Origin of the sequence: Massilia sp. MP_M2 (genome assembly GCF_039123635.1) — a bacterium.
Lineage (GTDB): Bacteria > Pseudomonadota > Gammaproteobacteria > Burkholderiales > Burkholderiaceae_D > Telluria.
Map to the genome: position 1 here is coordinate 143,034 of NZ_JBCHJF010000002.1, position 26,469 is coordinate 169,502.

Annotated in this window: 22 protein-coding genes; 19 read left to right on the top strand and 3 right to left on the bottom strand. The window is 64.3% G+C overall.

The genetic code is table 11. The features are described from left to right. Positions 1 to 13: 13 nt before the first annotated feature. The 6 genes from RCH14_RS05450 (at position 14) to RCH14_RS05475 (ending at position 8,354) form a co-directional block, all read left to right on the top strand. Positions 14 to 1,720, top strand: coding sequence for an ATP-dependent DNA helicase RecQ (locus RCH14_RS05450; protein WP_343025149.1), 1,707 nt, complete (start codon positions 14 to 16; stop codon positions 1,718 to 1,720). 8 nt (positions 1,721 to 1,728) lie between these two features. Next, a complete protein-coding gene (locus RCH14_RS05455; RefSeq protein ID WP_343025150.1) occupies positions 1,729 to 2,787 on the top strand; it encodes a ligase-associated DNA damage response exonuclease in 1,059 nt (352 codons plus the stop codon). Then, positions 2,780 to 4,414 carry an ATP-dependent DNA ligase gene (locus tag RCH14_RS05460; protein WP_343025151.1) on the top strand — a complete coding sequence of 545 codons (1,635 nt, stop codon included), beginning with the start codon at positions 2,780 to 2,782 and terminating at the stop codon, positions 4,412 to 4,414. The genes RCH14_RS05455 and RCH14_RS05460 overlap by 8 nt, the downstream gene beginning before the upstream one ends. Then, positions 4,411 to 6,870 carry a ligase-associated DNA damage response DEXH box helicase gene (locus RCH14_RS05465; protein ID WP_343025152.1) on the top strand — a complete coding sequence of 820 codons (2,460 nt, stop codon included), beginning with the start codon at positions 4,411 to 4,413 and terminating at the stop codon, positions 6,868 to 6,870. The genes RCH14_RS05460 and RCH14_RS05465 overlap by 4 nt, the downstream gene beginning before the upstream one ends. Further along, positions 6,867 to 7,517 (top strand): ligase-associated DNA damage response endonuclease PdeM, encoded by a 651-nt coding sequence (gene pdeM, locus RCH14_RS05470; RefSeq protein ID WP_343025153.1) that lies wholly within the window; start codon positions 6,867 to 6,869, stop codon positions 7,515 to 7,517. Before RCH14_RS05465 ends, pdeM begins: the two co-directional genes overlap by 4 nt. Positions 7,518 to 7,601: 84 nt before the next feature. Continuing rightward, positions 7,602 to 8,354 carry a hypothetical protein gene (locus RCH14_RS05475; RefSeq protein ID WP_343025154.1) on the top strand — a complete coding sequence of 251 codons (753 nt, stop codon included), beginning with the start codon at positions 7,602 to 7,604 and terminating at the stop codon, positions 8,352 to 8,354. A 69-nt stretch (positions 8,355 to 8,423) separates the two neighbouring features. Here the strand turns inward: RCH14_RS05475 and RCH14_RS05480 are convergent, their stop codons facing one another. From RCH14_RS05480 to RCH14_RS05490, 3 genes are all read right to left on the bottom strand, one after another. Then, positions 8,424 to 9,218 carry a helix-turn-helix domain-containing protein gene (locus RCH14_RS05480; RefSeq protein ID WP_343025539.1) on the bottom strand — a complete coding sequence of 265 codons (795 nt, stop codon included), beginning with the start codon at positions 9,216 to 9,218 and terminating at the stop codon, positions 8,424 to 8,426. Positions 9,219 to 9,641: 423 nt separating this feature from the next. Continuing rightward, the gene (locus tag RCH14_RS05485) at positions 9,642 to 10,286 is read right to left on the bottom strand and encodes a response regulator transcription factor (protein WP_343025155.1); all 645 of its coding nucleotides are present in this window, start codon (positions 10,284 to 10,286) and stop codon (positions 9,642 to 9,644) included. A gap of 141 nt (positions 10,287 to 10,427) precedes the next feature. Continuing rightward, the gene (locus tag RCH14_RS05490; protein WP_343025156.1) at positions 10,428 to 10,892 is read right to left on the bottom strand and encodes a universal stress protein; all 465 of its coding nucleotides are present in this window, start codon (positions 10,890 to 10,892) and stop codon (positions 10,428 to 10,430) included. Positions 10,893 to 11,278: 386 nt separating this feature from the next. Here RCH14_RS05490 and RCH14_RS05495 point away from each other — a divergent pair, with 386 nt between their 5' ends. From RCH14_RS05495 to RCH14_RS05555, 13 genes are all read left to right on the top strand, one after another. Beyond that, positions 11,279 to 12,154 carry a protein phosphatase CheZ gene (locus RCH14_RS05495; protein ID WP_343025157.1) on the top strand — a complete coding sequence of 292 codons (876 nt, stop codon included), beginning with the start codon at positions 11,279 to 11,281 and terminating at the stop codon, positions 12,152 to 12,154. Further along, positions 12,154 to 14,061 (top strand): chemotaxis protein CheA, encoded by a 1,908-nt coding sequence (locus tag RCH14_RS05500; RefSeq protein WP_343025158.1) that lies wholly within the window; start codon positions 12,154 to 12,156, stop codon positions 14,059 to 14,061. Before RCH14_RS05495 ends, RCH14_RS05500 begins: the two co-directional genes overlap by 1 nt. A 260-nt stretch (positions 14,062 to 14,321) precedes the next feature. Beyond that, positions 14,322 to 15,722 (top strand): 3-isopropylmalate dehydratase large subunit, encoded by a 1,401-nt coding sequence (leuC, locus tag RCH14_RS05505; RefSeq protein ID WP_343025159.1) that lies wholly within the window; start codon positions 14,322 to 14,324, stop codon positions 15,720 to 15,722. Positions 15,723 to 15,776: 54 nt separating this feature from the next. Further along, on the top strand, positions 15,777 to 15,899 hold the full coding sequence (locus RCH14_RS05510) for a hypothetical protein (protein ID WP_343025160.1): 123 nt from the start codon (positions 15,777 to 15,779) through the stop codon (positions 15,897 to 15,899). A 14-nt stretch (positions 15,900 to 15,913) separates the two neighbouring features. Further along, positions 15,914 to 16,561: a 3-isopropylmalate dehydratase small subunit gene (gene leuD / locus RCH14_RS05515; protein ID WP_343025161.1), complete on the top strand. Its 648-nt coding sequence runs from the start codon at positions 15,914 to 15,916 to the stop codon at positions 16,559 to 16,561. Between the two features lie 54 nt (positions 16,562 to 16,615). Next, positions 16,616 to 17,686: a 3-isopropylmalate dehydrogenase gene (leuB, locus tag RCH14_RS05520; RefSeq protein WP_343025162.1), complete on the top strand. Its 1,071-nt coding sequence runs from the start codon at positions 16,616 to 16,618 to the stop codon at positions 17,684 to 17,686. A gap of 26 nt (positions 17,687 to 17,712) precedes the next feature. Continuing rightward, positions 17,713 to 18,840, top strand: coding sequence for an aspartate-semialdehyde dehydrogenase (gene asd / locus RCH14_RS05525; RefSeq protein WP_343025163.1), 1,128 nt, complete (start codon positions 17,713 to 17,715; stop codon positions 18,838 to 18,840). A 288-nt stretch (positions 18,841 to 19,128) separates the two neighbouring features. Continuing rightward, the gene (locus RCH14_RS05530) at positions 19,129 to 22,125 is read left to right on the top strand and encodes a FimV/HubP family polar landmark protein (RefSeq protein WP_343025164.1); all 2,997 of its coding nucleotides are present in this window, start codon (positions 19,129 to 19,131) and stop codon (positions 22,123 to 22,125) included. After that, the gene (truA, locus tag RCH14_RS05535; RefSeq protein WP_343025165.1) at positions 22,122 to 22,922 is read left to right on the top strand and encodes a tRNA pseudouridine(38-40) synthase TruA; all 801 of its coding nucleotides are present in this window, start codon (positions 22,122 to 22,124) and stop codon (positions 22,920 to 22,922) included. Before RCH14_RS05530 ends, truA begins: the two co-directional genes overlap by 4 nt. A gap of 12 nt (positions 22,923 to 22,934) precedes the next feature. Continuing rightward, positions 22,935 to 23,642, top strand: a complete 708-nt coding sequence (locus RCH14_RS05540) for a phosphoribosylanthranilate isomerase (RefSeq protein ID WP_343025166.1) — start codon at positions 22,935 to 22,937, stop codon at positions 23,640 to 23,642. Continuing rightward, complete coding sequence (trpB, locus tag RCH14_RS05545; RefSeq protein ID WP_343025167.1) at positions 23,611 to 24,864, top strand: tryptophan synthase subunit beta; 1,254 nt, start codon at positions 23,611 to 23,613, stop codon at positions 24,862 to 24,864. Before RCH14_RS05540 ends, trpB begins: the two co-directional genes overlap by 32 nt. Before the next feature lie 75 nt (positions 24,865 to 24,939). Then, positions 24,940 to 25,740 (top strand): tryptophan synthase subunit alpha, encoded by an 801-nt coding sequence (trpA, locus tag RCH14_RS05550; RefSeq protein ID WP_343025168.1) that lies wholly within the window; start codon positions 24,940 to 24,942, stop codon positions 25,738 to 25,740. A 321-nt stretch (positions 25,741 to 26,061) separates the two neighbouring features. After that, positions 26,062 to 26,346, top strand: coding sequence for a hypothetical protein (locus RCH14_RS05555; protein ID WP_343025169.1), 285 nt, complete (start codon positions 26,062 to 26,064; stop codon positions 26,344 to 26,346). Positions 26,347 to 26,469 lie beyond the last annotated feature (123 nt).

Here is a 26,469-nt window from a genome sequence, read left to right on the forward strand (position 1 = left end):
AGTCGATATCACCATGACACGACACGACCCCACCCTGATGCACCGCGGCCTCATTGCCGTGCGCCGCAACGCCATCCAGCGCCTTCTCGAGGGCATCTTCGGCATCGCCAAGCTGCGCGACGGCCAGCAACGCGTGATCGACAGCGTCCTTGACGGCAAGGACACGCTGGCAATCATGCCCACCGGTGGTGGCAAATCGCTGTGCTACCAGATTCCGGCAAAGATGCTCAAAGGCATCACGGTTGTCGTTTCGCCGTTGATCTCGCTGATGAAAGACCAGCTCGAAAAACTCGAGGAACTGGGCATCCGGTCGGTGCAGGTCAACAGCTGCCTGAACGCCGAAGAAGAACATGCGGCGATCGCGGCCATCGAACAGGAGACCTGCGAAATCGTGTTCTGCACGCCCGAACGCATGGTCTCGCCCGACTTCACTGCAACGCTGCAAAAGGTCACGCTCGACATCGTCGTCATCGACGAAGCGCACTGCATCTCGCAGTGGGGTCATGATTTTCGGCCGGCCTATATCGGCCTGGGCGGGGCGATCGAAGCGATTGGCCGCCCGCCGGTGCTGGCACTGACGGCGACTGCGACCGATGAAGTCATTGCCGACATCAACAAGCAGCTGGGCCGCAAGCTCAATGTCATCAATACCGGCGTGTACCGCCCGAACCTGCATTACGCGGTCCAGCAGGTCACGAGCGTGGCCGAGAAATACCAGGCTGCGCTGCGCCTGGTGCAGGCATCCCAAGGCGTCGGCATTGTCTACGCGGCCACCGTCAAGGCGGCCCAGGAGATGCTGGGCGTACTCGAAGAGGCCGGTGAATCGGTCACCATCTATCACGGCAAACTGCCTGCGGCCGAGCGCAAGTTGAACCAGGACCTGTTCATGGATGGCGAGCGCCGCGTCATGGTCGCGACCAATGCATTCGGTATGGGTATCGACAAGTGCGATACCCGCTTCGTGATCCACCTGCAGATTCCGCCCAACCTCGAATCGTATTATCAGGAGTCCGGCCGCGCCGGGCGCGATGGGGTGGACGCCACCTGCACGCTGCTGTACCTGCAGGACGACAAACGCCTGCAGCAGTTTTTCCTGATGAAGCACTACCCATGCGCGCAGGAGCTGCAACTGGTGCACGGCGCGGTGCGCGGGCTGGGCGACACCGGTCCCGTGACCCCGGCGCGCCTCGAAGAAGCGTTGGAAGCCCTGGCCGAGTCGAGCATCAAGGTCTGCATCAAGCTGCTCAAGGATGCCAAGCTCATTCGCCAGAACCGCAAGCTCGACTATATCGCCGCCAGCGCCGAACCGAAGCCCGGCATCTTCGACAAGCTGGCTGCCGTTTACACCCAGAAACAGGAACACGACAAGCACGCGCTCGAACAGATGGTCGGGTACGCCGTCAGCGGTTTTTGCCGCTGGAAGCTGATCCTCGACTATTTTGACGACAAGGTGGCGGGTTTCGAACACTGCTGCAAGTGCGACAATTGCCTCAATCCGCCGGCGCTGTCGCTGACGGACGGTTTCGAGATCGGTGACAACGCGTTCGACCACGAGCCGGTGGCTGAAGCACCAGCGCCCAGGTTCGTCGTCGGCGCGCGTGCCTGTTCGGCCAAGTACGGCGAGGGTGTAGTATCTGCCATTGCCGGCGACCAGATCACGCTTGATTTTGCCGATGGAGAAAGCCGGACCTTCATGGCCGACTTCCTCGAGCCGGCGTAAGGATGGGCATGGGAGACATGGTCGTTGTCCGCAAGGAGGGCTTGTACTGCGTACCGGGTGATTTTTATATCGATCCATGGCGCCCGGTGCCGCGCGCCGTGATCACGCACGCGCATGGCGACCATGCACGCGTCGGTCATGGCCACTACCTGGCCGCCGCGCCCGGTATCGGCGTGCTCAAGTCGCGCCTGGGCGACATCACCGTTGACGCGATGGACTACGGCCAGACGGTCACGCACAACGGCGTGAAGATCTCGCTGCATCCGGCCGGTCACGTGCTGGGCTCCGCGCAGGTGCGCATGGAATCCGGCGGCGAAGTCTGGGTCGCCTCGGGCGACTACAAGGTCGAACCGGATAAAACCTGCGCGCCGTTCGAACCGGTGCGCTGCGACACCTTCATCACTGAATCCACCTTTGGCCTGCCGATCTACCGCTGGCAACCCGAGGCCGAGCTGATGGCCGAGATCAACGCCTGGTGGCGCAAGAATGCCGACGAGGGCCGTTGCAGCGTGGTGTTCGCGTATTCATTCGGCAAGGCGCAGCGCATACTGGCAGGGCTGGACGCGAGCATCGGCACGATCGTCTGCCACGGCTCGGTCGAGCCGCTCAACCGCGCCTACCGGGCCGAGGGTATCGAGATTCCACCGACCGTGCTGGTCACCGACGTCGACAAGGCGCTGCTGCGGCGCGCGATGGTGATCGCGCCGCCGTCTGCCAGCGGCTCCACCTGGATGAAGCGCTTTGGGGACTACAGCGATGCCTTCGCCAGCGGCTGGATGCTGCTGCGCGGCGCCCGGCGCCGGCGCGGCGTCGATCGCGGCTTCGTGCTGTCCGATCATGCCGACTGGCCGGGCCTGATGAGCGCCATCAAGGCGACGGAGGCCGAGCGCGTGATCGTCACGCACGGCTCGATCCCCACGCTCGTGCGCTGGCTGAACCAGAACGGGCTCGACGCGTCCGGCTTCGAAACCGAGTACGGCGACGAGGAGGCGGGCGAGGCCGCATCCGATGGCGCCCCGAAAGAATCGGCTGCGCCCGACAGTGCGGCAGGAGCGGCTGATGCGTGAATTCGCCCGCCTGTACGCCGACCTCGACGAAACCACGTCGACCACCCGCAAGCTCGACGCGCTCCAGGCATACTTCGCCAATGCCGCGCCCGAGAACGCCGCGTGGGCCGTGTACTTCCTGGCCGGCGGCAAGCCGCGCCAGGCGGTGCCGACCAAACTGCTGCGCCAGTTCGCCATCGAGTACGCGGCGCTCGACGGGTGGTTGTTCGACGAGTCGTACGCGGCCGTGGGCGACTTCGCCGAAACCATCGCACACATCCTGCCGCCACCGACCGCACGCTCCGACATTGGCCTGGCCGAATGGATGGAAGAGCGCATCGGCCCGTTGCGCGGCGCCGACCCCGGCCGCATCCGTGAGGCGCTGTTTGGCTACTGGAACGAACTCGACTGGCGCGAACGCTTCCTGCTCGTCAAGCTGATTGGCGGCGGGTTTCGCGTGGGCGTCTCGCGCCTGCTCGTCACGCGCGCGCTCGCTGCCATCGCGGCGGTGGACAGCAAACTCGTTGCCCAGCGCCTGATGGGGTGGACCGACGGGCGCGTGAAACCGACCGCCGCAGGTTTCCTGCAACTGATCGCCGAGCAGTCGGCCGAAGAACACAAGCTGCGCGGCGGGCAGCCCTATCCATTCTTCCTGTCGCATCAACTGGCGGCTGAACCGGCAACGCTGGGCGAACCGTTTGACTGGATCGTCGAATGGAAGTACGACGGCATCCGCGCGCAACTCGTGCGCCGTGACGGCCAGAGTTTCCTGTGGTCGCGCGGCGAGGATCTGATCACCGAGCGGTTTCCCGAGCTGGCCGCGGCGCGCCTGCCGGACGGCATGGTGCTCGATGGTGAAGTGCTGATCTGGCAGCCCGATGCAGCGATGCCGTCGCCGTTCGCCGACCTGCAAAAACGCATTGGCCGCAAGACCATCTCCAGCAAGCTGCTGGCCGAATTGCCCGCTGTGCTGTGCTGCTACGACCTGCTCGAACTGGACGGCGTCGATCTGCGCGCCTTGCCGCAGCACGAGCGGCGCGCGCTGCTCGAAGTCGAAGTGGCCAAGCTCGATCAGCGCCAGTTGCGCCTGTCACCCGTGGTTGAGGCCGACAGCTGGGAAGCGCTGGCCGCACTGCGCGCCGGCTCGCGCGCGCGCAGTGTCGAGGGCATGATGCTCAAGGCGCGCACGGCGCAATATGGTGTCGGGCGCACGAAGGATGTCGGCATCTGGTGGAAGTGGAAAATCGATCCGTATGCCATCGACGCGGTGCTGCTGTATGCGCAACCGGGCAGCGGGCGGCGCGCGTCGCTCTACACCGACTACACGTTCGCCGTATGGGACGGGGCCGGCGACGAACGCAAGCTGGTGCCGTTCGCGAAAGCGTATTCGGGCCTGACCGATGCCGAAATCACGCAGGTCGATAACGTCATCCGGCGCACGACGATCGAGAAATTCGGCCCGGTGCGTTCGGTGAAACCGACGCTGGTGTTCGAGATCGGCTTCGAGGGCATTGCGCTCTCGCCCCGCCACAAGGCCGGCATTGCGGTGCGCTTTCCCCGCATCCTGCGCCGGCGGCTTGACAAGCCGGTCGACGAAGCCGATACGCTCGATACGCTCAAGGGTTTGCTGGAGGCGGCCACGGCATGAGTCGCAACGAGGTCAAGGACCGGGTCGACGCGTGGTTTGCCGGGCGTGGCTGGACGGTGTTCCCGTTCCAGCGCAATGTCTGGAAGGCGGCGCTCAAGGGCGAATCGGGCCTTTTGCATGCGAATACTGGCGCCGGCAAGACGTTCGCCGTCTGGTTCGCGGCGCTGCAGCGCGCAGGGCTTGCGTCGGGCCGCAACAAGGCGGGCCTGCGCGTCCTGTGGATCACGCCGATGCGGGCGCTCGCAGCAGACACGCAGCGCGCGCTCGAAGAATCCGCCGCCGAGCTGATGCCCGAGTGGCGCATCGGCGCGCGCACCGGCGACACGAAAGCCAGCGAGCGCGCGCGCCAGACGCGCAGCATGCCGGCCACCCTGGTGACGACGCCCGAAAGCCTGACGCTCATGATCAGCAACGCGGCGGCGCTCGAGCAGTTCCGCAACCTGGACATGATCATCGTCGACGAGTGGCACGAGCTGATGGGCAGCAAGCGCGGCGTGCAGGTGCAACTGGCACTGGCGCGGCTGCGGCGCTGGCGGCCCGCGCTCCTGGTCTGGGGCGTATCGGCGACGATGGGCAACCTCGAGCTGGCGCGCCAGGTGCTGCTTGGCTCGGACGCGGGCGTGCTGGTCGAGGGCGACACGCGCAAGAAAATCGTCGTCGATTGCCTGATACCCGAAAACGTGTCGCGCTTTCCGTGGGGCGGGCACCTGGGCCTGCAGATGCTGCAGCCCGTGATCGACGAGATCGACAAACACGAGGCCACGCTCGTGTTTACCAACACCCGGTCACAGTCCGAGATCTGGTACCAGAACATCCTCGAGGCGCGGCCCGATTGGGCCGGCGTCATCGCGCTGCACCATGGCTCGCTCGATCGCGACGTGCGCGAGTGGGTAGAACTTGGCCTGAAAAGTGGCATCCTCAAGGCGGTCATCTGCACCGCGAGCCTGGACCTGGGGGTGGACTTTTTGCCGGTCGAGCGTGTGCTGCAGATCGGCAGCGCCAAGGGCGTGGCGCGCCTGCTGCAACGTGCCGGCCGCAGTGGCCATGCACCGGGGCGCGTTTCGCGCGTGACGCTGGTGCCGACCAACAGCCTCGAATTGCTCGAGGCAGCCGGTGCGCGCAAGGCGGTGGCGGCGCGCCGCATCGAAGGGCGCTATGTGCCCAACAAGCCGTTCGACGTGCTGGTCCAGCACATCGTGACGGTGGCGCTGGGTGGTGGCTTTCGCTCCCAAGAACTGTACGACGAAGTGCGCCAGGCCTGGTCGTACCGGGATCTGACGCAGGACGAATGGCAATGGGCGCTCGACTTTGTCGCGCGCGGCGGCCAGAGCCTGACCGTGTATCCCGAATACCGGCGCGTGCTGCCCGACGCAGAGGGCGTCTACCGCGTGCCCGATGCCGCGATCGGCCGCCGGCACCGGATGGGCATCGGCACCATCATGTCGGATGCCACGATCCAGGTGAAGTACATGTCGGGCGGGCGCATCGGCAGCGTCGAAGAATCGTTCATCTCGCGCCTGAAGCCCGGTGACCGTTTCCTGTTCGGCGGGCGCATCCTCGAATTCGTGCGCGTGCACGAACTGACAGCGTTCGTGCGGCGCGCCACCGGCACGCGCGGCGCGATCGCGCGCTGGCAGGGCGCCAAGATGCCGATGTCAAACGAGCTGGCACACGCCGCGCTGGAAGAACTGCGGCTGGCCGACGGGGGCGTGTTCGACGGCCCCGAAATGCGCGCGCTGGCCCCGCTGATCGAGATCCAGCAGCGCTGGTCGGCGCTCCCCACCAGTGAAACGCTGGTGCTCGAATCGATGAAGAGCCGCGAAGGGTATCACCTGTTCGTGTACCCGTTCGCCGGGCGTTCGGTGCACATGGGGCTGGCCTCGCTGATGGCGTTTCGGGTCGGGCGGGTGCAGCCGATCACGTTCTCGATTGCGATCAACGACTATGGCTTCGAGCTGATGTCGCCCGAGCCGGTGGACTGGGCCCGCATATTCGACACGTCCACCGGGGCTGGCGTGGCGCTGTTTGCTACCGAGCGCCTGCTCGAAGACGTGATCGACAGCCTGAACGCGACGCAGTTGTCGCAGCAGCGCTTTCGCGAAGTCGCGCGCATCGCCGGGCTCGTGTTCCAGGGCTATCCGGGCCAGCCAAAATCGAACCGGCAGTTGCAGGCGTCGTCGTCGCTGTTCTTCGAGGTGTTTCGCAAGCACGACACGGGCAATCTGCTGCTCACGCAGGCCGAGCGCGAAGTGATGGAGCAGGAGCTGGAACTGACGCGCCTGCGCGACACGCTGCTCGAGCTGCATGCGCGCCGCGTGGCGTATCGCGAGGTCAAGCGCGCGACGCCGTTCGGGTTCGCGCTGATGGTCGAGCGCTTCCGCGAAAAGGTCAGCACCGAGAAACTGAGCGACCGGGTCGCGCGCATGGTGCGTGAACTCGAGAAGGCGGCGGCATGACCGATGCAACCATCCAGGTGGCGGGCGAGACGCTGTTGCTGCTGCCCGAGAAGGCCGTGTACTGGCCTGCCCAGCGCATGCTGATCGTTGCCGACATCCACTTCGGCAAAGCCGCGGCGTTTCGTTCGCTGGGCGTGCCGGTGCCGCGCGGGACGACATCGGAAAACCTGGCCGGCCTGGACGCCTTGGTCGCGCAGCACGACGCGCGCCACGTCGCGTTTCTTGGCGACTTCCTGCATGCGCGGGCGGCCCATGCCAGTTCGACCCAGCTGGCGATGCTGGCCTGGCGTGGGCGCCACCCCGAGCTGGCCTTGACGCTCGTGCGCGGCAATCATGACCTGCACGCGGGTGATCCGGCCGAGGCGCTGGGCATCGAGCTGGTCGACGAGCCGCATGCGATCGGACCGTTTGCGTTCTGCCACCATCCGGGCGTCGATGCGCCGGGCTATGGCTTGGCCGGCCACGTGCATCCGGTGTACGTGCTGGCCACGCGCTTCGATGCGCTGCGCCTGCCGTGCTTTGTCGTGGGTACGCAAGGCCTTCTGTTGCCGTCGTTCGGCGCCTTCACGGGGGGCCACGCGGTCAAGCCGGGGCCGGGCGACCGGATCTACGTGACCTCGGGCGACATGGTGCACGGCGTCGGCTAGCAGCTTCGTACGTCAGCGTACCGACCCGCAGCCAGCACAGGTGTAAGGTCGGACATTGACCCCGCTGATGCCAGGAGAACGCCAATGAAACTACGCCTCATGATGTGTACCTTCGCCGCCGCCATGGCGCCAGCCACGGTACTGTTGACCGCCAGCGGTAGCGCCATTGCGCAGCCTGCGCCGCAAAGCCGCACCGCGACCCCGGCCATCGACGGTTTCAATGTCGAAGAAGTCGCGCGACTCGACCAGGGCGTGCGCCTGCAGTTCGATTTGTACGGCACGCCGGGCGGAAACGCCACGCTCAATCTCGATGGCGCGAACCGCTCGCTGCACCTGACCGAAGTCGAACCCGGCCAGTACACGGGTTCGTATGTGATCGGCACGCGTGACCGCCTGAAGGCCGACAGCCGCGTGAGCGCCGAGCTGCGCATGGGCAGTGAGGTTGCCACGAGCGTGCTGCGTGAATCGCTCGTGCGGGGCGACGTGGCGCAGCCCGCCGACGACGCACGCCAGCTGACCACGAAGGATCCCCGCATCGCCGCCGCGGCCCCCGGCGCCGCGCCACCGCCGGCCCCGCGCGCGACGGAACGTCCGCGCGTGGCCCGTTACTGCACCAGCTGCGGCATCATCGAGAAAGTGGAGACCGTGCAGGGCGCCTTGCCCAATCCACGGCCACTGGCCAGCGACGCCACCGCGCGCCAGTACGTTCGCGTGACGGTGCGCATGAATACGACCGACACCACGCAGGTGCTGGAGTTTGCCAACAATCCCGGCTACCGCAGCGGTGACCGCGTGCGGGTCAATGACGGCGTGCTGACGCTCGACAAGCAAGAGTAATCCACACAGCATGTACCAACGACAACGCCCGCCATCACTGGCGGGCGTTGCTTGTATACCGGACTGGTGTCAGGCCGTGGCCAGCACCTGGTCGTCGCCCGATTGATCGAGTTCGGCCTTTTGCTTGGCGCTTGCCTTCGTGCGCGAACGCGATGGCGGCAGGCGGCGCAGCGTCTTGAGCGATTCGGCATCCTTGATGCCGATGGTGCGCTGGTCGACCGTGATCATGCCGATCTCGTTGAAGGCCGACAGCGTACGGCTGACGGTTTCCAGCGTGAGGCCGAGGTAGCTGCCGATCTCGTGGCGGGTCATGCGCAGGTTGAACAGCTTGCTCGAGTAGCCCATCGCGGCAAAGCGGTCGGCCAGCGCGACGAGAAAGCGTGCCACGCGCGCCTCGGCCGACAGGGCGCCGAGCATGCCGATCATCGTTTGTTCACGCACCAGCTCGCGGCTCATCACGCCGTACATCATGTTCTCGAGCTCGTTGTGCACGCGGCCCAGCGCCGTCAGTTTCTTGAAGGGCAGCAGGATCAGGTCGCAGTCGGACAGCGCCACCGCCTCGGACGCATAGTGGCGCGTGTGGATGCCATCGACGCCGAGCATGTCGCCCTTCATCGGGAAGCTGAGCACCTGCTCGTTGCCGAATTCGTCGATCAGCACGGTCTTGAGAAAGCCCGAGTTGACGATGTACAGGGTGTCGAAGGCCTGGCCGATCGTGTGGACGCGCTGACCGGTCTTGAACTGAACGTGCTGGAACAACAATTCTTCGGAACTTACCGAGACACTGGCCTGGATACGCAGCAGGTCGCAGACTTCCTTGAGGTTGGACCAGAGTCGGCCCTGGCGCTGGCGACCGGCCTCCATCGGGGAATGCAGGGTCGGCTGGGTGGCGTTGCGTGGTTCTGACGGTGGCTGAGACTGCATGCTCTTCTCCGGTAAGAAACTCAGGGTTTGAGGCGACCCCGGCGGCACTGCCGATGGTGACGCACATCTGCGATGCCATTGATTGCAAGCGGCTGACGCCGTGACTTGGATCGCGAGCAAGTCAAAGCGACCAATTCAGTATGCCAACACGAGCCCGGCACGACTATCAGCGTTGCCTGAATATGTAGGTAGGACAGATGGTAGGATTGTAGGAATATTCCTACTGGCAAGCGGTGTTGCCCGAATGGCGGAGGGGTGAAACAGGAAGGTCAGAACCTTGTTCTTGAACAAACTCGTTCGTGGCGGCAGTTGTTGCGCAACATCGGATAGCGGGGTCGGCGTAAGGTCACGAACCCGCTGTTCTCATGCTTTCATCGGCGAGAGCAGGCGGTGCGCCACGGCGTACTGCACCATTTCCGAGAGCGAACTCATCCCCATCTTCTGCATGATGCGGGTTTTGTGGGTGCTCACTGTTTTCACGGAGAGATGCAGGCCGTTGGCGATCTCGGTAATCGATTTCCCACCCACGAGATGGGAAAATACCTCAAATTCGCGGTCAGATAACTGCTTGTGGAGCAATTGCTCGCTTGGGGCCATGATGTTCAGGGCCAATTGCTCTGCTACTTCGGTACTGATGTACGGGCGCCCGGAAGCCACTTTGCGGATAGCGCCCACCAACTGCGTGCCCGCGCTTTCCTTCGTGAGATAGCCCTGGGCGCCAGCCCGGATCGCGCGCACGGCGTACTGTTCTTCCTCGTGCATCGTCAGGATGAGAATGGCCAGTTTGGGCGCCTCGCTGCGCACTTGGCGGATCAGGTCGACACCGCTGCGCCCGGGCATGGACAGGTCGAGCAGCAACAGATCGAAGCCGCCCTGGCGCACCAGGGCCAGCACCTCGAACCCGTTGGTTGCTTCGCCGACGATGTCAACTTCTTCGGCGCCCTCCAGGATACGTTTCAGACCTTCGCGCATGATCGTGTGATCGTCCGCGATGACAATTCTGATCATGTCGATTCCTCACACATTAAGAGGTTTCCTACCCCGCAAACCGTTGTTCTATTAAACACGGTTTCTTGGAGTAAGTCCTGCTATCAACACTGCGGGTTGCCCTACCTCGCTTTGTGCGAAGTGCAGACGGTTTTGTCTCGTTCAGACTGCGGGTTCGGCGATCAGCCGGTGCACCAGCACCGGCTTGGCAGTGTGCGACAGCACCTTGTTGGTGACACTGCCCAGCAACAGCTGATTCCAGCCGCTGCGGCCGTGCGAACCCATGAAGATCAGGTCGCAGCCTTCTTGCTCGGCAACGTCGACGATCTTGAGCGCCGCGGTATCGGAAAACGCCGTCAGGCACCGGTGCGCGAGATTGGCGCTAGCGCAGGAGCGCATGATCTTGCCCATGTATTCCTCGCCCATCCGGCGCATCTGGGCTGCATATTCTTCTTCGCTGGGGTACGAGGGCGGTATGATCTCGACGTACACCGGGTATTGGTATTCGGGCGCGACAAACAGGGCCAGTACTTCGGCGCCCAGTTGCTGGGCAAACTTGACGCCGGCGCAGGCGGTGTGCTGAGAGACGGCGGATCCGTCGGTTGTAATCAGAATTTTGCGGTACATGATGATTCTCCTCAGGGCCTCTCCATTCTGACAACCGTATGCCGAATGGTCAGTGTTGAAAACGCAAAGTGTTGAGTTCGCTCAAACGTCATGTGACCGTCCGGATGCGACACTTTCTCACGGAAAACAACAGCGCGATCACAAAATACAACACCGAGCATATAAAAACGATCAGGAATTGCACGTTTTAATTGTCTCGCAACTAAGTTTTTGAGTCCATTTTGTTGCATCGCCTTCTCTTAGATTTACCTGGGGCAACCACGCTGATACACTCGCAGGCAACACTAGTCCCATCGGTGGGCCCGGAAACGACCGGCCCGGTGGACGCAGCACCCCCCAGTATTGCAGAGCTGATTGCGAATTTATATTATGGAGAAGCAGGGATTATGACCAACGCCGCTGACGATTTCGACGCACTATTCGATGAAGTGGCGGCGCAGCGCACCAGCGCTTCGCCAAGTCCTGCCACTTCCCCTGCGCCTGCCCCGGCAGCTGCAGCCAGCAACGACGAGGACGATCTCGACTCGCTGTTCGACCAGGCGTCGGCCACCGCCGTGTCCGCTGCACCCGCAGCCCCCGCTGCCGCCCCGCCCGTCGCGCCCGCTGCAGCGGCAACCACCGCCACGGCCCCGGCCGCCGGCGACGATGGCAATGAACACGGCGGCATGTTCGAACGCCTCGGCGGCATCGTGCGCCTGCTGCACGATTCGCTGCGCGAACTGGGCTACGACAAGGCGCTCAATGAAGCCTCGTCGCAGATCGTCGATGCCCAGGATCGCCTCGAGTACGTCGCCACGCTGACCGAACAGGCTGCCAACAAGGTCCTGAACACGCTCGACGAAGGCATGCCAGCCCAGGACGCGCTGTCGAAGCAATCCAAAGACATGGAATTGCGCTGGGCCGACCTGTTTGACGGCAAGCTGAGCCTGGACGAATTCAAGGCGCTGGCCGGCGATTCGCGCCAGTTCGCCACCAGCGTGACGGCAGCCACCGAAGCCGAAAAAGCGCGCCTGCTCGAAATCATGATGGCCCAGGACTTCCAGGACATCACCGGCCAGCTGATCAAGAAAGTGGTCAAGATCACGCAGGCCGTCGAGGGCGAGCTGGCCCAGCTGCTGCGCGACAACGCGCCACCTGACATCAAGGAAAAGCTGGCGCAGAAGCAGGCAGTACCGGAGCCGCTGATGCAAGGGCCGTCAGTGCCGCAGGCGGCACTGAACCAGGACAACGTTGACGATCTTCTTGCCGATCTGGGATTCTAATGGACGATATGCTGAAGGATTTCGTCGTCGAGGCGATGGATCTGGCGGTCAACGTCGAAGAGCACCTGCTGCGCCTCGAACGCGATCCCGACAACAAGGAAACCCTGAACGCGGTGTTCCGATCGTTCCACACGATCAAGGGCGGGGCCGGCTTCATGGGCCTGCCTGCACTCGTGGCGGCCTGCCACCTGACCGAAAACCTGTTCGATGCGCTGCGCACCGGCGCTGCGCCGGTCACGCCGATCGCGATCGAAGCGGCGCTGCAGGCATCGGGCTTCGTGGCCGATCAGCTGGGTGACCTGAACAACGGCACACCGCCGGAAGGCCTGGCGCAGATGCCGGCCGACCTCGAACGCATCCTGATGGACGCGATCGAAGGCAAGGGCAACAGCGCGCCGGTGCCAGTTGCCGCGCCGGTGGTGCAAGCACCCGTTGAAGCGCCCGTCGTGGTCGCACCGGTCGTCGGCGAAGATGGCCTGGACTGGGTTGGCATGTACAACACCGTCGTCCCCGCCGCCAATGCCCTCGTCGGCGCACCTGCCGTTGCTGCTGCCGCCGTTACCACCGCAGTTGCTACCTCCGCCCCAGCGGCTGCGCAAGCCGCACCCGCAGCCGCCAGCCCGTCAACGGCAGTCGCCACCACGGCGACCCCCGTACCGGGCGGCAAGGGCTGGGACGGCACCGAACGCCGCAACGACACCAAGCCGGTCGCCAACGCGCCGGTCAAAGATGAAAGCATCCGCATCGACGCGGTCAAGCTCGACGCCCTGCTCGAAGTGGCCGGTGAATCGGTCCAGGCCGCGAACCAGGCTGCCGTGCTGCTCGAACGCCTGCAGCAATTCAAGTTTGAAGGCCAGGCTGCGACCTTGATCGCCACGCTGGCCGAAACGCTGGAACGCGCGTCGCGCTATTCGGCCGAACTGCAGCGCGCCACGCTGGCAACCCGCATGCAGCCGGTGGGCCGCCTGTTCCAGAAATTCCCGCGCCTGGTGCGCGAGCTGGCGAAAGACCTGGGCAAGGACGTCGAACTGACCATCGAAGGCGCCGAGACCGAAGTCGATCGCGTGGTCGTGGACAGCCTGTACGATCCGCTGGTGCACATGCTGCGCAACGCCCTGGACCACGGTGTCGAGTCGCCAGCCGACCGCGTCGCCAACGGCAAGCCGGCCAAGGCCTTCATCCTGCTGAAAGCCTGGCAGGAAGCCAACAGCGTCATGATCGTGCTGCAGGACGACGGCAAGGGCATGGACCCGTCCCGCCTGCGCAAGATCGCCATGGACAAGGGCCTGATCGGCGAAAACGGCGCGCAGAGCGACGAAGACGCTTACCAGCTGGTGTTCCTGCCGGGCTTCTCGACCAAGGAAGTCGCCTCCTCGGTCTCGGGCCGCGGCGTGGGCATGGACGTGGTCAAGACCGCGGTGGAGAAGAACCGCGGCGCCATCCGCATCGAATCGCAGATGGGCAAGGGCACGCGCTTTGCGATCCGCCTGCCGATCGAACTGTCGATCGTGCCGACGATGCTGGTGTCGACCTCGGGCGCGCAACTGGCGCTGCCGATGGCCGTCGTCGAGCGCGTCGTCGAGCTGCCGGACGAATTCGCCTGTGTCGGCGGCTTCCCGGTGCTGAAAGACCAGGGCCGTCCGCTGCCGGTGCGCTCGCTGGCGCTGGCGCTGGGCTACGAGGCCGGTTCCGAGAAGGTCGGCATCGTCATCAATGCACCGCAACCGTACATCCTCGCGATGGAAGCGGTCGATGGCACGGCCGACCTGGTGATCAAGCCGATGACCGCACTGTCGGTCGAAGGCATCACCGGCACGGCGCGTTCGGCCGAGGGTGAGCTGGTGCTGGTCGTGGGCCTGTCGTTCCTGATGGATGGCTGCCGCAGCAGCGTGCGCCTGGCGGCATAAAGCAGCGCAAACTCCGCTCATCGGCAAAAGCGCAGGGAAAGGCCCGGGTCATTGATCCGGGCTTTTTTTATTTGTGCGTAGCAAAGCCCTTGCAAACTTAATTTGCCACATGTTAAGGTCCTTGGCATAAACATGCGCCGCCCCACCATGGTGCGGCACAGCACAACTATGGCATAATCGAAAATCCGGCTGCCGGGCACCCTGTCCCGGCGACCGCGCGCATCCCCTGTGCGCCCATACACCGCATCAATGGACTGACCATGCAAAAAACGCTCTACGACAAACTCTGGGATTCCCATGTCGTGCGTGCCGACGCCGATGGCACCACCGTCCTGTATATCGACCGGCACCTGGTACACGAAGTGACCAGCCCGCAAGCCTTCGATGGCCTGCGCGACGCTGGCCGCGGGCTATGGCGTACTTCGAGCACGCTGGCCGTGGCCGACCACAATGTGCCGACCACCGACCGCGCGCAAGGGATCGCCGACCCCACGTCGCGCCTTCAGGTCGAAACGCTCGACGCCAATGCCAAAGCGTTCGGTCTCACGTACTTCAACATGAACGACCTGCGCCAGGGCATCGTGCACGTGATCGGGCCCGAGCAGGGTGCCACGCTGCCCGGCATGACGGTCGTCTGCGGCGACTCGCATACCTCTACCCACGGCGCCTTCGGTTGCCTGGCGCATGGCATTGGCACCTCGGAAGTCGAGCACGTGCTGGCCACGCAAACGCTGCTGGCCAAGAAATCCAGGGCCATGCTGGTCAGGGTCGAGGGCGACCTGCGCCCGGGTGTGACGGCCAAGGACATCGTGCTGGCCGTGATCGGCCACATCGGCACCGCGGGCGGCACCGGTTATGCGATCGAATTTGGCGGCTCCGCGATCCGCGCGCTGTCGATGGAAGGCCGCATGACGGTCTGTAATATGGCGATCGAAGCGGGCGCGCGCGCCGGCATGGTGGCGGTTGACGACACCACGATCGCCTACGTCAAGGACCGGCCGCTTTCGCCCACGGCCGATCAGTGGGATCAGGCCGTGGCCTACTGGCGCACGCTGCACAGCGACGACGGCGCCGTGTTCGATACGGTCGTCGAACTCGATGCACACGACATCCAGCCGCAGGTCACTTGGGGCACGTCACCCGAGATGGTGATTGCGATCGACGGCCGCGTGCCGGACCCGCTCGACGAACACGACCCGGTGCGCCGCGGCGCCATCGAAAAAGCGCTGGTCTACATGGACCTGACGGCGGGCACGCCGATCGACGAAGTAACGATCGACAAGGTGTTCATCGGTTCGTGCACCAACTCGCGCATCGAAGACCTGCGCGCCGCCGCCGATGTCGTGCGAGGCCGCCAGCGCGCGCCGAACGTCAAGCTGGCGATGGTCGTGCCGGGTTCGGGCCTCGTGAAAGAACAGGCCGAGCGCGAAGGCCTCGACCAGATCTTCCTGGCCGCCGGCTTCGAATGGCGCGAGCCGGGCTGCTCGATGTGCCTGGCGATGAACGCCGACCGCCTGGAGCCGGGCGAGCGCTGCGCGTCGACGTCGAACCGCAACTTCGAAGGCCGCCAGGGTCAGGGTGGACGTACGCATCTGGTGTCGCCGGCAATGGCCGCTGCCGCAGGTATCGCGGGGCACTTTGTCGACGTACGCGCGCTCTGATGCGTTAAGGCGTATTGCGATCATTTTTACGATCATTTTCTCGTTCAGGACATCATGAAAAAAGCTCTCGCACTCTCCCTCGTCGCCATCCTGCTGGCCGGCTGCAACACCATTTCGGGCATCGGCCGCGATGTCTCGAAGGTCGGCCAGGTCGTGACCGGCGCCGGCGGCAAATAAGATGGGCCAATAAGATGGAAAAGTTCACCGTACACGAAGGCCTGGTGGCGCCGCTCGACCGCGCCAACGTCGATACCGACGCCATCATCCCGAAACAGTTCCTCAAATCGATCCGGCGCACCGGCTTCGGCCCGAACCTGTTCGACGAATGGCGTTACCTGGATCATGGCGAACCGGGTCAGGACAACAGTGCGCGCCCGCTCAATCCCGATTTCGTGCTGAACCAGCCGCAATTTGCGGGCGCCTCGATCCTGCTGACGCGCAAGAACTTCGGCTGCGGTTCGTCGCGCGAGCACGCGCCGTGGGCGCTGCAGCAGTTCGGTTTTCGCGCCGTCGTCGCGCCGAGCTTTGCCGACATCTTCTTCAACAACTGCTTCAAGATTGGCCTCTTGCCGATCGCATTGACCGAAGACGAAATCGAAGCACTGTTCCAGGCGGTCGAACGCCAGCCGGGCTTCCAGCTGACGATCGACCTCGAACAGCAGCGCATCGGCACGCATGACGGCAGCCTGTCGTTCGGCTTTGCCATCGACGACTTCCGCAAGTACTGCCTGCTGGGTGGCCTGGACGACATCGGCCTGACGCTGCGCCATGCGGCCGACATCCGCGCCTTCGAACAACGCCATCTCGCGGCCCAGCCGTGGCTGGCCAACGCGATCTGATCGCGGCGCCAAGACAAGAAACCAAGACAAGAAACCAAGACAAGAAAGACGAGCATGAAGATTGCGATCCTGCCGGGTGACGGCATCGGCCCGGAGATCACCGCCCAGGCGGTGAAGGTACTGAACGCGCTTGGTGAGCAGTTCGAGATGGAGACCGCAGAAGTGGGCGGCGCTGGCTACGCCGCGCACGGTCACCCGCTACCCGACAGCACGCTCAAGCTGGCGAAAGATGCCGACGCGGTGCTGTTCGGCGCCGTGGGCGACTACCGGTACGATGTGCTCGAACGCGCGCTGCGTCCCGAGCAGGCGATTCTTGGCCTGCGCCGCGAACTGGGCCTGTTCGCCAACCTGCGCCCGGCGATCCTGTACCCGGAACTGGCCGGTGCCTCTACCCTCAAGCCCGAGGTGGTGTCGGGCCTGGACATCCTGATCATCCGCGAGCTGACCGGCGACATCTATTTTGGCAAGCCGCGCGGCGTGCGCGAATGCCCGGACGGCCCGTTCAAAGGGCAGCGCGAAGGCTTCGACACGATGCGCTACGCCGAAGGCGAGATCCGCCGCATCGCCCACGTTGCGTTCCAGGCCGCGCTGAAACGCGACAAGCGCGTGACCAGTGTCGACAAGGCCAACGTGCTCGAGACGGGCCAGTTCTGGCGCGATATCGTCACTGACGTGCACAAGGAATACGCCGGCGTCGAGCTCGACCACATGTACGTCGACAACGCCGCCATGCAACTGGTGCGGGCGCCGAAAAAGTTCGATGTGCTCGTCACCGGCAACATGTTCGGCGATATCCTGTCGGACGCCGCGGCGATGCTGACCGGTTCGATCGGCATGCTGCCATCGGCTTCGCTCGACGCGAACAACAAGGGCCTGTACGAGCCGTCGCACGGTTCGGCGCCGGACATCGCGGGGCAGGGCGTGGCCAATCCGCTGGCCACGATCCTGTCGGCCGCGATGATGCTGCGCTTTACCTTTGGCCTGACGGCGCAAGCCGACCGCATCGACAACGCCGTCAAGCGCGTGCTGGCCCAGGGGCTGCGCACGCCGGACATTCACGAAGCAGGGTCCACCCGCGTGGGCACCGAAGAGATGGGCAACGCGGTCGTCGCGGCGCTCGGATAACACTGTAATCACACTGAAAGAAGACGATGAAATTAGTTGGTCTGGTAGGTTGGCGCGGCATGGTTGGCTCGGTCCTGATGCAGCGCATGCAGGAAGAGGGCGATTTCGACCACATCGAGCCCGTGTTCTTCACGACGTCGAATCCGGGCGGCGCCGCGCCGGCGATGGCGAAGAATGAAACCACCCTGAAGAGCGCGAGCGACATCGCCGAACTCTCCAAATGCGAGATCATCATTTCCTGCCAGGGCGGCGACTACACGAGCGAGGTGTTCCCGCAACTGCGCGCGGCCGGCTGGAACGGCTACTGGATCGACGCCGCATCCACGCTGCGCATGAACGACGACGCGGTCATCGTGCTCGACCCGGTCAACCGCGCCGTGATCGATGCGGCACTCTCGCGCGGCGTGAAGAACTACATTGGCGGCAACTGCACCGTCTCGTGCATGCTGATCGGCCTGGGCGGCCTGTTCGAAGCAGGCCTGGTCGAGTGGATGACGTCCATGACCTACCAGGCAGCATCGGGCGGCGGCGCGCAGCACATGCGCGAACTGCTCACGCAGTTCGGCACGATCAACAGCGCGATCAAGCCGCTGCTGGACAACCCGGCATCGGCCATTCTTGAAATCGACCGCACCGTGCTGGCCACCCAGCATGGTCTCTCAAGCGACGAAACCAAGCAGTTCGGTGTGCCACTGGCCGGCAACCTGATCCCGTGGATCGACAAGGACCTGGGCAACGGCCAGTCGAAAGAAGAGTGGAAGGCCGGCGCCGAGACCAACAAGATCCTGGGCCGCGGCGCGGGCTTCGACACCACACCGATTCCGGTCGATGGCCTGTGCGTGCGCATCGGCGCGATGCGCTGCCACTCGCAGGCACTGACGATCAAGCTGACCCGCGATGTCCCGCTGGACGAGATCAGCGACATCATCGCCTCGCACAACCAGTGGACGAAGGTCGTGCCGAACAACCGCGAAGCGTCGATGCGCGACCTGTCGCCGGCCGCCGTCACCGGCGGGTTGACCATCCCGGTTGGCCGTCTGCGCAAGATGTCGATGGGTGACGATTACCTGTCGGCGTTCACCGTCGGCGACCAGCTGCTGTGGGGCGCGGCCGAGCCGCTGCGTCGCATGCTGCGCATCGTGCTGGAACGTTAAAGCGTACGCACACCGGGCCGGCTGCCTCGCGGTCGGCCCAATATTTCCAGTTCGTCATCGCCGGTTGCACTAACTGCAACTGACATGTCTGGTGGTTATCGAACCCCGTGAAGGCATGTCTCACAGGCCACAAAACCCCCCGTTTCCCCTGCTGTAAACGTGCGCATCGCTTGCGTGCCCTAGAGCATGATGTTATGTTGAGACTCCGGGAAACCGTCTTTCCCTCGGCCAACTAACTCGCTGCTCACTATGCATTTTTCGGAACAATCTCAGCTCATGGCACCTGCGTTGAAAACCCTCACTGCGGCGATCGCCAGTGCAGTGTTCGTCACTTCCGCCGCCAGCGCGGCCGGGCTTGGAAAATTGACCGTGTTGTCGGCACTTGGCCAGCCACTGCGCGCCGAGATCGAACTGACGACCAGCGCCGGCGAAGACCCGGCCAGCATGGCCGTCAAGCTGGCCACGCCCGAGGCATTCCGCAGCGCGAACATCGACTTCAATCCGGCGCTGCTGTCGCTGCGCTTCGCCGTCGAGCAGCGCGGTGGCCGCCAGATCATCCGCGTGAACTCCAGCCAGCCGCTGAACGAACCGTTCGTCGACATGCTGCTCGAGCTGACCTGGAATAACGGTCGCCTGGTGCGCGAGTACACGTTCCTGCTCGATCCGGCCGAACTGCGCACGACGCAGCCGGCGCAAGTGGCCAGCAGCCCGGCGCCGCGCGCGGCAGCGCAGCCTGCGGCTGCAGCGCCTGCTGCTGCACCGGCGTTTGACGCAGCCGAGCGCGCCCGCATTGCCGCCGCACGCGAGGGCGCCGCGCGCCAGGCGGCGCAGCGCGATGCGGCGGCTGCCGAAAGCACCTACCGCGTGCGTCGCGGCGATACGCTCAGTGGCATCGCCACCCGCGTGAAGCCGGCCGAAATTTCGCTCGACATGATGCTCGTGGCGCTGTACCGCGCCAATCCCGAGGCCTTTATCGGCAACAACATGAACCGCCTGAAGTCGGGCCAGATCCTGAGTGTGCCCGATAGCGACGCACTGCGTGGCGGCGCGAGCCAGAGCGAAGCGCGCGGCGTGGTCGTGGCGCATGCAGCCGATTTTGACGCCTACCGCAACAAACTCGCCGGCCAGGTCGCGGCCAGCACCCCGAGCAGCGCGCCGCAGGGCGGCCAGAGTGCAACCGGGCGCGTGACCGCGCGCGTGGAAGAACAACCGACCGCCGCCAACGAAGCGCAGGACAAGCTGCGCCTGTCGAAGGCCACGGCAGGCGCTGCCGGCACGCCGGAGACCGGCACCGCCAGCGTCGAAGACACGCTGGCCAAGCAGCGCGAACTCGAACAGGCCGAGGCCCGCGTCAAAGAGCTCGAAAAGAACGTCGGCGAACTTGAAAACCTGATGACGGTGCCGAGCCGTGCGGGCGCGGAAGCCGAGCAGGCCGCAGCGGCGCCCGTCGTGGCGACGCCAGCCAAACCGGTCGCGCATCCACGCCTGAAAAAGCCGGTGCCGGCGCCGGAGCCAGAAAAAGGCCTGGTCGACACACTGCTGGACAATATGCTGTACATCGCCGCAGCGCTCTTGGTGCTGCTGCTGGTCCTGTTTGGCATCGCGCAGCGCCGCAAGCGCAACGCGGCGCCGGTGGCGCCAACGCCGACCGAACCGTCAGTGCTGGGCGGGCCGGGCACCAGCGCCCAGTCGCTGTTCGCCGAAAGCGGTGGCCAGAGCGTCGATACCAACAACAGCGTCTTCAACTCGAGCTTTGCGCCATCGGCCAGCCAGCTCGATACGAATGAAGTCGATCCGGTTGCCGAAGCCGACGTCTATATCGCCTACGGTCGCGACGCCCAGGCCGAGGAAATCCTGAAGGAGGCACTGCGCATGCATCCGGACCGTCATCCCGTGCGACTGAAACTGCTTGAGATCTACGCGACGCGCAAGGATGCCCGCGCCTTTGAAATGCAGGCGCGCGAGCTGCATGCACTCACGCAGGGCCAGGGCGACGAATGGGCGCACGCTGCGGCGCTGGGCCTGGGCATCGACCCGCAAAACCCGCTGTACGCGAACGCCGCGCCGGCCCTGGCGCAAGCGCCGTCGGCGCAGGAACGCGGCCAGCAGGCCATCTTGTCGCAGCAGTACCAGGACGCGCTTCGCGCTGACGAGCCGGCAGCCGTTGCTGGTTCCAGCACTGGCACCAGCGCGGGTGCGCTTGCCGGCGCGGTGGCTGCCGGCGCTGTCGCTGGTGCTTCTGCGATATCGCTGTCGAAGGACGATGCGGATTACACCGCGGCGCCGCAAGCCGAACCGGTGGTTGCGCCACGCACCGACGACAACACGCTCGACTTCGATCTTGGCGGGCTGACGTTCGAGCCGGTTACCGATGCCGAGAGCGCGGCCCCAGCGCCGGCAAGCCGGCCCGACCCCGACGCCACGGCCGTGCCGGACCTCGACTTCGACATGCTGGCACCGGTACCGGCAGCGGCAGGCAAGCCCGAGTCGACGCTGTCGACCGACGTCAACGATCTCGAATTCGACATGGACTTCGATGCGCCGCCTGCCGCGCAAGCCGCTGCAGCCACCCCGGCCACCCCGACCGCCCCGGCTGATCTGCGCGACGACTTCTCGCTCGATCTGACGCCGCAGCCGCAAATCCAAGCTACCCCGGTCGACATGGCCGGTATGGCCAAGGATTTCGACGGTTTGCCGTCGCTGCCGGGCAGCCCGGCGCAACCGGCGCTGGCCACTGCGACGCCAAGCGATCCGCTGTTCGATCTCGATTCGATGGACTTCGGCGCACCGGTCACGCCGGCGACGCCGGCGCCCGTGAACGATCCGCTGCCTGCCGTGCGCGGCTCGTCGAACACGAATCTGTCCGAAGATCCGCTGTTCGATCTGGACGCGATGGACTTCGGCGTACCGGCCGAGACGCGTGCATCGAGCGGCGCCGAACCGAAAGACTTCGCGGCGCGCCAGGACGATCCGTTCGACATGTTCGACCTGCCGGACACCCCGGCGCCCGTGCCTGCGCCCGAAGAATTGTCAGCCCCGCCGCTGTCCGATGCGCCGACGCCAGCGGCCTTCGACACTGACGTGGCGGGTGAGGTGGTGAATGAGGCGTCCCCGGCGCCGCTCTCGCCTGAGCACATGGAAATGGAAACCAAGCTCGATCTGGCCGTGGCCTACCAGGAAATCGGCGACAAGGAAGGCGCACGCGAACTGCTCGATGAAGTCATCAAGGGCGGCAGCACCGAGCAGGTTGGCCGTGCCAGCGCGATGCGAGAGCTGCTGGCGTGACGCGTATTGTTCTGGGTGTCCAGTACATCGGCACCGGTTGGAACGGCTACCAGAAACAGCCGGAACGCAATACGGTCCAGGACCGTCTTGAAATGGCGCTCGAGAAGTTCGCCTGCACGCCGCTGGCCACCACCTGTGCCGGCCGCACCGATACCGGCGTGCACGCGATCGAGCAGGTGGTCCATTTCGATACCGATCTGGTGCGACCGACGCAGGCATGGGTGCGCGGCGTGAATACCTTCCTGCCCGATTCGATTGTCGTGCGCTGGGCGAAAGAGGTGCCGCTGGGCGAGGACGGGCTGGAATTCCACGCCCGTTTTTCGGCCCGCTCGCGCACCTATCACTACGTGCTGTACAACCATCCGACGCCGTCGGCGCTGTTGTCGAACCGCGCCGGCTGGATGTTCCGGCCGCTCGATGTCGAGCGCATGATCGACGCCGCGCGCCATCTGATCGGCACGCACGACTTTTCTGCGTTTCGCGCCTCGAGCTGCCAGGCGAAGACCCCGGTCAAGGACATGCACGAAGTGCGCATCGAGCGCCACGGCGACATCATCGTGTTTACGCTGCGCGCCAGCGCCTTCCTGCATCACATGGTGCGCAATATCGTCGGCTCGCTCGTGTATGTCGGGCTGGGACGGCAAGAGCCGGACTGGATGCACGAGGTTCTCGAAAGCCGTTCGCGCGACGTGGCCGCGCCGACCTTCATGCCCGACGGCCTGTATTTCGCCAAGATCGAGTACGATCCAATCTGGAAGCTGCCGCAGGAAGCGGCCGCGCCGCTGCCCTGGCTGTAAGGAAGTAAGCATATGCAACGTACCCGTATCAAAATCTGCGGCATCACCCGCGAAGAAGACCTGAGCGCCGCTGTCGCTGCGGGCGCCGATGCCTTGGGCTTCGTGTTCTATCCGAAGAGCCCACGGTATGTGAGCCCGGCCCGCGCCGGCGCCTTGTGCGCCGGCCTGCCGCCGTTTGTGAGTGGCGTGGCGCTGTTCGTCAATCCGACGCTGGCCGAGGTGCAGGAAGTCGCGGCAGCGATGCCGCTCGCGCTGATCCAGTTCCACGGTGATGAGACGGTGGAGCAGTGCGCGGCGATTGCGGCGGCCGTCCAGCGCCCGTTCATGCGCGCGTTTCGCGTCAAGCCTGACACGATCCCTGGCACGCTGCTAGAATGTGAGCTTGCATACCGCACCGCCAGTCCATGGTTCTCGAGTCTTCTGCTCGATACGTACGTGGACGCTTATGGCGGCGCAGGAAAGGTCTTCGATTGGTCTCTCATCCCAAAAGAGCTCGCGCCTCGGGTCGTTTTGAGTGGTGGCTTGAACGTACACAACACCACTGACGGTGTCGTACGCGTTCGGCCCTTTGCCGTCGACATCAGCAGTGGTGTCGAAGCAGCAAAGGGTATCAAGGACGCCCGCAAGATGGCCGCGTTTGTCGCGGCCGTGCGGGCAGCCGATGCCACTATTCATAGCGAGACATACCATGCACAACCTCCCATTCAAGGCAGCGCCTAACGCCGCCCCGCTGTTCAAGACCCCCGATTACGCCCTGCCCAACGCGCAGGGGCACTTCGGCCCCTACGGCGGCGCCTTCGTCGCCGAGACGCTGACGCACGCGCTGGCCGAGCTGAGCGAAGCCTACGCAAAGTACGCGCAAGACCCTGAATTTCTCGAAGAGTACCGCTACGAGCTGGCGCACTTCGTTGGCCGTCCGTCGCCCGTGTACCACGCGCGGCGCTGGTCCGAGATGGCCGGCGGTGCGCAGATCTACCTCAAGCGCGAAGACCTGAACCACACCGGCGCGCACAAGATCAACAACGTGATTGGCCAGGCGCTGCTCGCGCGGCGCATGGGCAAGCCACGCATCATCGCTGAAACCGGCGCCGGCCAGCACGGCGTGGCCACGGCCACCATCTGCGCGCGCTTTGGCCTCGAGTGCGTGGTCTACATGGGCAGCGAAGACGTCAAACGCCAGGCCCAGAACGTGTACCGCATGAAGCTCCTGGGCGCGACCGTGGTGCCGGTGGAATCGGGCTCGAAGACGCTCAAGGACGCGCTCAACGAAGCGATGCGCGACTGGGTCACGAACATTGAAAACACGTTCTACATCATCGGTACGGTGGCTGGCCCGCACCCGTATCCGATGATGGTGCGCGACTTCCAGGCGGTGATCGGCGAAGAGTGCCGCGTGCAGATGCCGGCCATGACGGGGCGTCAGCCTGACTACGTCCTCGCCTGCATCGGCGGCGGCTCGAATGCGATGGGCATCTTCTATCCGTATATCGGCGAGCCGGGCGTCAAGCTGTTGGGCGTCGAGGCAGCGGGGGAGGGCCTGGACTCGGGCAAGCACTCGGCCTCGCTGACATCCGGCCTGCCGGGCGTGCTGCACGGCAACCGCACCTATCTGCTGCAGGACGAAAACGGGCAGATCGCCGAGACGCATTCGGTGTCGGCGGGCCTGGATTATCCGGGCGTCGGGCCAGAACACGCGTGGCTGAAAGACACGCTGCGCGCCGAGTACGTGTCGGTCACGGACGACGAGGCGCTGCAGGCATTCCACGACTGCTGCCGCATCGAAGGCATCATTCCGGCGCTGGAATCGTCGCATGCGATCGCGTATGCAGTGAAGCTGGCGGCGACGCTGCCGAAGGACCAGATCATCCTGGTCAATCTGTCGGGCCGCGGCGACAAGGACATGCACACGGTGGCACAGCGGATGGGGCTTGATTTCGGCTGATGCCGGCGTCAACCATTCCATCCTGCCCCGGTCAGCCGGGGTAGTCGCCTTTTCCGATTATCAAAGGAACCCAGCATGTCCCGCATCGAACAGACTTTTACCGCGCTCAAGGCGCACAACAAGACCGCTCTCGTCACCTTCATCACGGCCGGCGACCCGGGCCCCGAACTGACCGTCCCGCTGATGCACGCGCTGGTAGAGGGCGGCGCCAACATCCTCGAACTGGGCGTGCCATTTTCGGACCCGATGGCCGAAGGCCCAGTCATCCAGCGCGCCTGCGAGCGCGCACTCAAGTTCAATGTCGGCCTGAAAGACGTGTTCGGCTTCGTGCGTGAATTCCGCAAGAACGACCCCGACACGCCGGTGGTGCTGATGGGTTACGCCAACCCGATCGAACGCATGGGCCAGGCCGAATTCATCCGCTGCGCCAAAGAAGCCGGTGCCGACGGCGCGATCGTCGTCGACTACCCGCCCGAAGAATGCGCCACGTTCGCCACTGCGATGCGCGACAACGACCTGGACCTGATCTTCCTGCTGGCCCCGACATCGACCACGGAGCGCGTCAAGCAGGTGGCCCAATACGGCGGCGGCTTTAGCTACTACGTTTCGCTGAAAGGCGTGACGGGCGCCGGCACCATCGATACCGACGACGTTGCCCGCCGCGTGGCGGCGATCCGCGAGCACGTCAAACTGCCGATCGGCGTGGGCTTCGGCATCCGCGACGGCGCAACGGCCAGAGCCGTTGCCGAAGTGGCCGACGCCGTCGTCATCGGCAGCCGCATCATCCAGGAAATCGAAAACAGCCCGCCAGGCCAGGCCGTCGACGCCGTCCGCGCCTTCACCACCACCATCCGCACCGCCCTCGACGCGCGCTAAGCCACCAGCCAAATGCCAATGAGGGTCAGAGTCGAATTATTGAGCAATTTCCTCGTAAAATGTTGTCATTTAATTCGACGCTGACCCTCATGGTGATTGCCTCCAAGTTCTTGCAATCCAATTAGGGTCAGAGTCGAATTGTTTGACAACTTTTTGCGATTGGCAGGTGAATCTTATCAATGTCTGCTTGCGACGGTCATGGCCAATGGATTTTTTGCAGGCTGACCGCCACATCTTTCCTGCTAGTTGCGCCAGCTTAAAGCTTTTTCATTTTCCATCAGTAAATTGATCTCTCCGTAGCTCAACCTGAGGGAGCGTTCGATGAAGAAGCGTGTCAAGCACATTGCAGTGGCCCAGTTCGGAAAGATGTTGGCGGCAGTTTATTTCGTCGCTATGCTCCCGGTCTTGGCGATATTTCTCCTTGCCATCCTGACGGGCGCAGAGGTGCCGCCGATTGGTGCCGGCGTGGTCATTCTGTTTGCAGTTGTGTATATCGTCAGCATCTATCTTGCTGGAATGCTGAGTGCATGGATATATAACATCGTGGCGGCGCGCTTGGGAGGCGTTGAATATACGGTCAACGATATCGCGTTGCCAGCGAAATAATCGCCAAAAATCACCGCGTAAATAAATTAGGGTCAGAGTCGAATTGTTTGACAACTTCGAGGAATTGCCCAATAAATCCACTCTGACCCTAATTGTTGAGAAATTGATTATCTGGCTGATCCA